This window comes from Nocardioides sp. Z21_20 (genome assembly GCF_059766585.1).
In genome coordinates this window covers 58,189-64,799 of the sequence record NZ_JCBAJX010000018.1, presented here as the reverse complement: position 1 = coordinate 64,799, position 6,611 = coordinate 58,189, and the positions used below count along the sequence as shown (strand labels likewise).

Genomic DNA, 6,611 nt, shown 5'->3' with positions numbered 1-6,611 from the left:
CACGGCACAATGACCAACACCGAAGTGGCCTAACTTTCAAAGAGCAGAACCGGCCCAACATTCGGGGAGCGTTGACACCCACCGCGGCACGTGATCTGCTGGCGCACCTGGCCACGACCACGTTCGTGGCCAAGCGTGAGAACGTCGTGCTGCTCGGGCCGCCCGGGACGGGCAAGACCCACCTGGCGATCGCGTTGGCGATGAAGGCCGCCGAAGCGTCCTACCCGGTTGCGTTCGACTCCGCGACCGGCTGGATCGCACGACTCGCCGCAGCCCACGACAAAGGCCTACTTGAGCGCGAACTGCGCAAGCTCAACCGCTACCGGCTGCTGATCATCGACGAGGTCGGCTACCTGCCCTTCGACGCCGCGGCCGCGTCGCTGTTCTTCCAGCTCATCGCGAACCGCTACGAAACCGGCTCGGTGATCGTGACCTCGAACCTGGCGTTCTCACGCTGGGGCGAGACCCTCGGCGACGACGTTGTCGCCGCAGCCACCATCGACCGCCTCATCCACCACGCACACGTCATCGGGCTCGACGGCGACTCCTACCGCACCCGAGGCCACCGCCCCAACCCACCGCCAACCCGGCACGAGTAGACCAACCAGACCACCAGAACCGAAGAATGGGGGGTCAACTTTCGATCGGCAAAAGGGGGTCAGTTTTCGCTAGGCGTTGACAAAGCTCTGCGGCACCAGCCCGGTCCCGGCCTCATCGGGCATGACGAACCGGCACCGGCTCTCACGAGCTGGTCACCGCGAAGCCAACGCAGCCCTCTACCGGGCCGTGATCGTGAGGATGAGATTCCACGAGCCGACCATCAAGTACGTCGCCCGGCGGACAGCCGAGGGATTGTCCAAACGCGACATCATCCGCTGCCTGAAGCGCTACCTCGCCCGCGAGGTCTACCAGGCCGTCATGACCGATCACCGCGCCCGTCAGATCACCACACCTGAGGCCGTCCAACGGAGTCTTGACCTATAGGGGCGTCAACGCGATGGCCGAAGCGCTGAACTCACTGTTCAAGACCGAGTGCATCCGCAACCCGGTCATGCGCCCGAAGGGCGGCTGGAAGAACGCCACCGACGTCGGGATCGGCGTCGCCGACTACGTCGACTGGTTCAACCGCCGACGCCTGCACGGCGAGATCGGGCTGATCCCGCCCGCGGAGCACAAGGCCAACCACAGGGCCCGCAGAACGCCCGAGCGCTACCCTGAAACACCCGCCCCGACCGGGGCTGGTTCCAAGTAACCGAGCCTCCAGGAAACCGGGGCAATTCACTGCAATCAAACCTCACGGACTCGGCGCGTCGCCGCCTTGCTCTCCTCTGATGGAGAAGGAGCGTAGCCATAGCCATAGCCGTAACCGCCGCCACCGCGACCCGATGGGACCATATTGAGCACCAAACCCAACAAACGCCCGTCCACCTGCGCCAAACGGTCGAGCGCGTGCGTCAACTGATCCTTAGTGGTCTTCCCGTGCCGCAGCACCAGCAGCGCGCCATCCGCCAGGGCTGTCAGGATGGCTGCGTCGGTGACGGGGAGCAGTGGCGGCGCGTCGATCAGAACAATGTCGTACTCCATGCGAAGGGTAGCGAGAAGCTCGTGCATTGCCTTCGACTGCAGGAGTTCTGCAGGGTTGGGCGGAATCGCCCCACTGGCCAACATGCGCAGTCCCGATTCCTCATGCACCTGCGTTGCGTCGCTTACCGAGACTTTTCCGACGAGCACCGTCGTCACACCGATCGAATTATCCAAGCCGAGTGCACTTGCGGCCTTGGGGCGACGGAGATCACACTCGACCAGGACGACACGCTGTCCTGCTTGTGCCAGAGCGATCGCGAGATTGACCGCAGTGGTGGTCTTACCCTCCGCGGGCAGAGCCGAGGTGACCACCACGATCTTGTCCGGGCGATCGATCTCGAGAAATTGTAGATTCGTGCGCAATACCCGAAAAGACTCCACTCGTGGGGCATGAGGCTCCAACGAAGTGATCAGAGGCCGCGAACGGGTCGAGGAGTCATAGTCAATTGTCCCCATGAGCGGAGCATCCACAATTGATTGGACGTCTTCGGACGACTTGATCGTGGTATCTAGCAAATCGCGTAGAAACGCCATCCCCAAGCCCAGCAATAGACCAAGCACCGCCCCCAGGGCGAGATTCCGCGTGGGCTGAGGGGCTACGGGGGTTTCCGAGTAGGAAGCTGGATCCACGATGGAGGCGCGGATGGGAGCCGCCTCGTCTCGGCCAGTTGGCGTCTCAATCTCGCGAACCAACTCAACTAGGCCTTCGCTGACAGCTTCGGCCAGGCGCTGTGCCTCCGACGCGTCATCGTCAACAACGGTCAGTTCCAGGATAACTGTCTCTGGAACGACTGACGCAGATATCCGCGAGGACAATTCCTCGGGAGAAATATCGAGACCCAGATCGTCAATGACCGATTGGGCAAGTTCCCGACTCGTCGCCAGATCAGCATACGAGGTCACTCGTTGTGCCGAGAAAAGCCCGCCCTGGTATGCCTCCGAGGTGTCTGCCTGCGAGGTAGAGACGAACAGACGCGCGGACGAAGCATACTGAGGAGTCGCGGTAAAGGTGAAGACAGCAGCGGCGCCGAGTACAACTGCAGTGGTCACAAGGATAAGAATCCACCGGCGACGGAGGGTCCGCAGGTAGTCACGCAGTTCCACTCAGGTCTCCGATCACGGCAGGCAGTAGGGGAAGCCTTCGAACACTCTAGAGTGTCTGCCCGCTCGGAACCCTATCGACGATTGGCCGTTTCCTACCCACTGAGACGGACTGCTATTGCCGCCTGAGTCGAGCCCACAGGTGGGGCTGCAGTGATTGGCCTACTGCTGCCATGTCGAAGGCGTAGAGAAGCTCACCCTCAACGTTGCCGTAGAGGCGATGCCCAGCCGTGACCTGCTTCGCAGACTCTGTACGCATGACAGCGTCGGTGGCGATTTCGAGCTTTCCATCGCCGGCAGTCCCGTACCAGACCTCGGCGAACCCGGTGTGGTGCGCGAGGACGAGCTCAACGTCTCCCCCAGGACGGGCCCGAAGGAAACCTGTCTCGATGGCGGCGTCGCGGATCTTGACACCCTCGTCATCGACGATCCACGAGCGTGCCATGTAATGAAAGAAGGGGCGGCCGTCGTGGGCGAAGATCAGTTCTTGGCCGAACTGGAACGGTTCGATCGTCGGATAGTCGCCGTGTCCGTTTCCGCGCCAGGTGCCGAGCATCCACGCCACAGGGGCACAGTCGGGATGGAGGTTGTCCGGCAGTTCGAAGGGCATGGATGCCATTCTAGGTGCCGACTCAGTGCGAGACCCCTTGAGGGCAACCGGCTCGATCGAACCGGAGTCCCGGAGACGGACTCAGCAACTGCTGGGAACTATGGCGACCTTGTCCCGCGGCGCGATTCCGGGGGTCAAGGCCACCTCGGCATCTGCGTCCTGCCCCGGGCCTGTGGTCATCTGCCAGGTCACCTGGAGATCCTCCAGGCTCGACAGCAGGGCGGCGAACCGAATGGCGGGTCGGCCGTCCATGTTCACCACCCGGGCCCCCAGATCCTCCCCCTCCAGCATCGCCCGATCGATCGAGCCCCCGTAGGGGCCGAAGATCCGCACCTGGACGAGTTGGCTGCCTGCCTCGGTGCCATGCAGTCCGCCACCTGTCAGGTAATCAGGCAGTTCCCGAGCCTCGCTCGGGGCGATGGCCGAGCCGAGACGCAAGGACGCGGACAGGGTCTGCCGGCCCTCTCTGCAGGTGAGCGAACGGACTTTCGCGCTCGAACGCAGGTAGTAGGACATCTTGGAGCCGGTGGCGTCGTTCAACGCGATATCCGCATGAGGGACCGCTCCCTCGTCCCCAGTCAGACGGCCCCTCACCACGGAGTCACCCAGGGCCTTCCGCTCCGACTCGTCAAACGGCGCAATGAGGAGGCGCCCCTCGACGGCGGACCGCTGGAGCCCCTTCACGAACTCCAGGGGGGACTCCAACTTCCCGGTGGCGGCATCAAAAACTGCCCGGGCAGCCAGAGCGAAGAGTCGATCTTGCGCCTGCGGTTCCAGTTCGAGATACGGCTCGTTGAGGAGTCCCGAGACCAGGTTTTCGCTGGTGAACGTCTGATTGCCGACGATGACTGGCCCCGTGCCCTTCAGCAGATACGAGAGGGCCACCGGGTCAAGAGCGATTACCCCGTTCAGTTCCGCCTGATGAATTTCCTCCCACCGCGCCGCCATCAACTCCGCAGCCCGAGGATAATCGGGGGTGAAGTTGGCATCCACGAAGTATGTGCCGAGCTGCTCTCCGTAGAAATAGCGCTCAGCGTCGCTGAGGGGCAGAACGGGATCCTCGCGTTCCCCAAAACCCCCACCTGTCCCTTGCCGCGCCAGGGAGAGTCGCCCATCCCGGGCCAACACCTCAGCATAGGCACCGGGCAGACCACCGGTAGATCGGATCTCGGCGTTGTTCTGAAAGACGAGCAGGTAGCGCCGCTGCTCCGCACCGCCCGCCATAGTGGGCAGTAGCTCCACGGCACTCACAGCCGAGCCGAGCCCGTCCCGCACTGATTCGATCCGTTCGACGTAGTCCTCGAAGCGTCCCTTGAGCCGGCCGACAAAGCCGGAGCTGTCGAGGTCCGCAACCTGACGAGCGGCCGCCTCGGCGGCCTGATGGCTCTGTCCCACGGGCTTCGCCAGATCCGATACGACGTCGAGGTCGATGCGACCGTCGACCATCAGATCGTCGATGCTCTCCGCGCTCGCCAGCAGCGGCGGGACCCCGCCGGAGGCCAGCAAATCAAGCGACTCGCTCAGCGCTCGGACACCCTCGACGTCATCCCCGAGCCACGGCACATAGGTCAGCGCCGTCCACCACGCGCCGTCCATCCCCTGCCTCGCATTCGAAGCAGCGGCGCGCAGACTCTGCGCCGCGGTCTCGGCCCGGGAATTGTCGCCGCTGTTAACGGCTGCCTGGAGTTTGGCGACGGACCTCTCGGCTTTGCGAAGCTGATTCTCTACACCCCGTGCTGACCAAGCGGTATAGGCGATTGCGCCCACCAGGAGGAAGAGGAATGCGAGCAGGATGGGCCGTCGTCGCATGAGCACGCCCGTCATCCTGCCAGAACGCAGAACGCCCCACCCGGGCAATCCAGGGTGGGGCGTTCTGCGACAAGATTGGGTCAGCGGCGCTTCTTCGCCTTCACCGTCGTCTGGAAGACGTCAGTGCTGGGCGCGTAGACCGAGTTGTTGCCGGGGACGAACGTCACGGTGACGACGTAGCGGCCGGGCTTCTTCACCTTCGGCACGACGAAGGTGCGCGGGTTGCCCGAGTAGGGACGGGTGATGGAGTAACTGAACTTGCCGTCGCGACGCACGAAGGTGATGAACACCTTGCCGCGCGGCTTGCCGGAGCCGGCGACCGGGGAGATGTCCACCTTGATGCGGGGCTTGCCGGCCTTGTTCGGCTTCAGCGGCGCGCTCTCGGTCTCGGTCGGAGTCGTGCCCGGGTAGGGGGCAGCGGACGCCGGAGCGCCAGAGAGGCTTACGAGCCCCAGAGTCATCAGGAAAGCCGAGATAATCCCAGCCATCAGCTTCTTCATCGTGTCTCCCCATGTGGCCCAAGCGGACCGGTATACGTCAAGTCGAACCCTCACCCTAGGGGTAAAGAGCGAGATGCGCACGTCGTGTTGCCATTCGTGGACTAGTCGACACGCAGACTTAATCTCCACGTCATCGACGATCCACGGTCGACGGCGTGTCCGCCAGCGATCGAAGCCCGAGCAACTCCCGCGCTTCGCCGCCCGAAATTGGAACCCTTTGGGCCAGCGCGCCCATTGCGACCGCCCGCTCCACCAGTTCCCGATTGGCGCTCACCGGCACTCCGCGCGAGAGGGTGAGCACGTCCTCCATGCCGACGCGCAGGTGCCCACCTTTAGCCAATGCGGCCAGCGCCACCGGAAGGGTGGCGCGGCCGATCCCGGTTGCCGACCAGCTGGTCACCTGTGGGGGCAGTGCAGCCACGGCTACGACGAGTGCATCGGCCGTACCGGGCATCGCGCCGGGGACTCCCATCACCAGATCGCAGTGGACCTTGCCGCCGTAGGGCAGCCCATAGCGATCCAGCAGTCGGGACAGCGCATGCACGTGACCGAGGTCGAACAGTTCGAACTCCGGCACCACCTGCCGCTCCTGGCTGAGCTGGTAGAGCTCGCAGATAAACGGCCACGGGTTGGCGAACACGTCGTCGCCGAAGTTCGTCGTGCCCATCGTCAGGCTGCACGAGTCGGGCTTGACATCCAGGACCTTCAGCCGCGCCTCGAGCGGATCGTGCACCGACCCGCCGGTGGAGAGCTGGACCACCATCGTGGTCGCCTCACGCAGCGCGGCCACGGTGTCGTGGAGACGCCCCGGATCCAGCGTCGGGCGGTGCTCGTCGTCGCGGATGTGCACGTGGATCATTCCCGCCCCGGCGGCCTCGCACTCGCGTGCGGTCGCGACGAGCTCCTCGAGGGTGGTCGGGAGCTGGGGGCAGTCGGCCTTGCTCGTCTCGGCGCCGGTGGGCGCAACGGTGATCAGCAGGCGGTCATCGGGGACAGCAACCATGGCG

General features: G+C 64.2%; 7 protein-coding genes and 1 pseudogene. 3 read left to right on the top strand and 5 right to left on the bottom strand.

Going from position 1 to position 6,611, the window contains the following annotated elements; genetic code table 11:
• The 3 genes and pseudogenes from istB to AC6EH9_RS19045 all read left to right on the top strand — a co-directional run.
• Window positions 1-599 (top strand): IS21-like element helper ATPase IstB (gene istB / locus AC6EH9_RS19055; protein WP_498425253.1); only part of this gene is annotated, 599 nt, incomplete at its 5' end.
• Window positions 600-672: 73 nt separating this feature from the next.
• Window positions 673-909 (top strand): annotated as a pseudogene (locus tag AC6EH9_RS19050) (transposase); the annotation flags it as partial.
• Window positions 910-997: 88 nt separating this feature from the next.
• Window positions 998-1,252 (top strand): IS3 family transposase, encoded by a 255-nt coding sequence (locus AC6EH9_RS19045; RefSeq protein ID WP_498425252.1) that lies wholly within the window; start codon window positions 998-1,000, stop codon window positions 1,250-1,252.
• A 35-nt stretch (window positions 1,253-1,287) separates the two neighbouring features.
• Here the strand turns inward: AC6EH9_RS19045 and AC6EH9_RS19040 are convergent, their stop codons facing one another.
• From AC6EH9_RS19040 to AC6EH9_RS19020, 5 genes are all read right to left on the bottom strand, one after another.
• A complete protein-coding gene (locus AC6EH9_RS19040; RefSeq protein WP_498425251.1) occupies window positions 1,288-2,688 on the bottom strand; it encodes a tyrosine-protein kinase domain-containing protein in 1,401 nt (466 codons plus the stop codon).
• Window positions 2,689-2,800: 112 nt separating this feature from the next.
• A complete protein-coding gene (locus AC6EH9_RS19035; RefSeq protein ID WP_498425250.1) occupies window positions 2,801-3,295 on the bottom strand; it encodes a heme-binding beta-barrel domain-containing protein in 495 nt (164 codons plus the stop codon).
• An 81-nt stretch (window positions 3,296-3,376) separates the two neighbouring features.
• Window positions 3,377-5,104, bottom strand: coding sequence for a DUF4012 domain-containing protein (locus AC6EH9_RS19030; RefSeq protein ID WP_498425255.1), 1,728 nt, complete (start codon window positions 5,102-5,104; stop codon window positions 3,377-3,379).
• Between the two features lie 80 nt (window positions 5,105-5,184).
• A complete protein-coding gene (locus AC6EH9_RS19025) occupies window positions 5,185-5,604 on the bottom strand; it encodes a hypothetical protein (RefSeq protein WP_498425249.1) in 420 nt (139 codons plus the stop codon).
• A 130-nt stretch (window positions 5,605-5,734) separates the two neighbouring features.
• Complete coding sequence (locus tag AC6EH9_RS19020; RefSeq protein ID WP_498425248.1) at window positions 5,735-6,607, bottom strand: beta-keto acid cleavage family enzyme; 873 nt, start codon at window positions 6,605-6,607, stop codon at window positions 5,735-5,737.
• Window positions 6,608-6,611: the final 4 nt, after the last annotated feature.

Bases quoted from the DNA above. Each gene is read 5' to 3' on its own strand.
- AC6EH9_RS19045 (WP_498425252.1), top strand. From the start codon at position 998: ATGGCCGAAGCGCTGAACTCACTGTTCAAGACCGAGTGCATCCGCAAC.
- AC6EH9_RS19035 (WP_498425250.1), bottom strand. From the start codon at position 3,295: ATGCCCTTCGAACTGCCGGACAACCTCCATCCCGACTGTGCCCCTGTG.
- AC6EH9_RS19030 (WP_498425255.1), bottom strand. From the start codon at position 5,104: ATGCGACGACGGCCCATCCTGCTCGCATTCCTCTTCCTCCTGGTGGGC.
- AC6EH9_RS19025 (WP_498425249.1), bottom strand. From the start codon at position 5,604: ATGAAGAAGCTGATGGCTGGGATTATCTCGGCTTTCCTGATGACTCTG.
- AC6EH9_RS19020 (WP_498425248.1), bottom strand. From the start codon at position 6,607: ATGGTTGCTGTCCCCGATGACCGCCTGCTGATCACCGTTGCGCCCACC.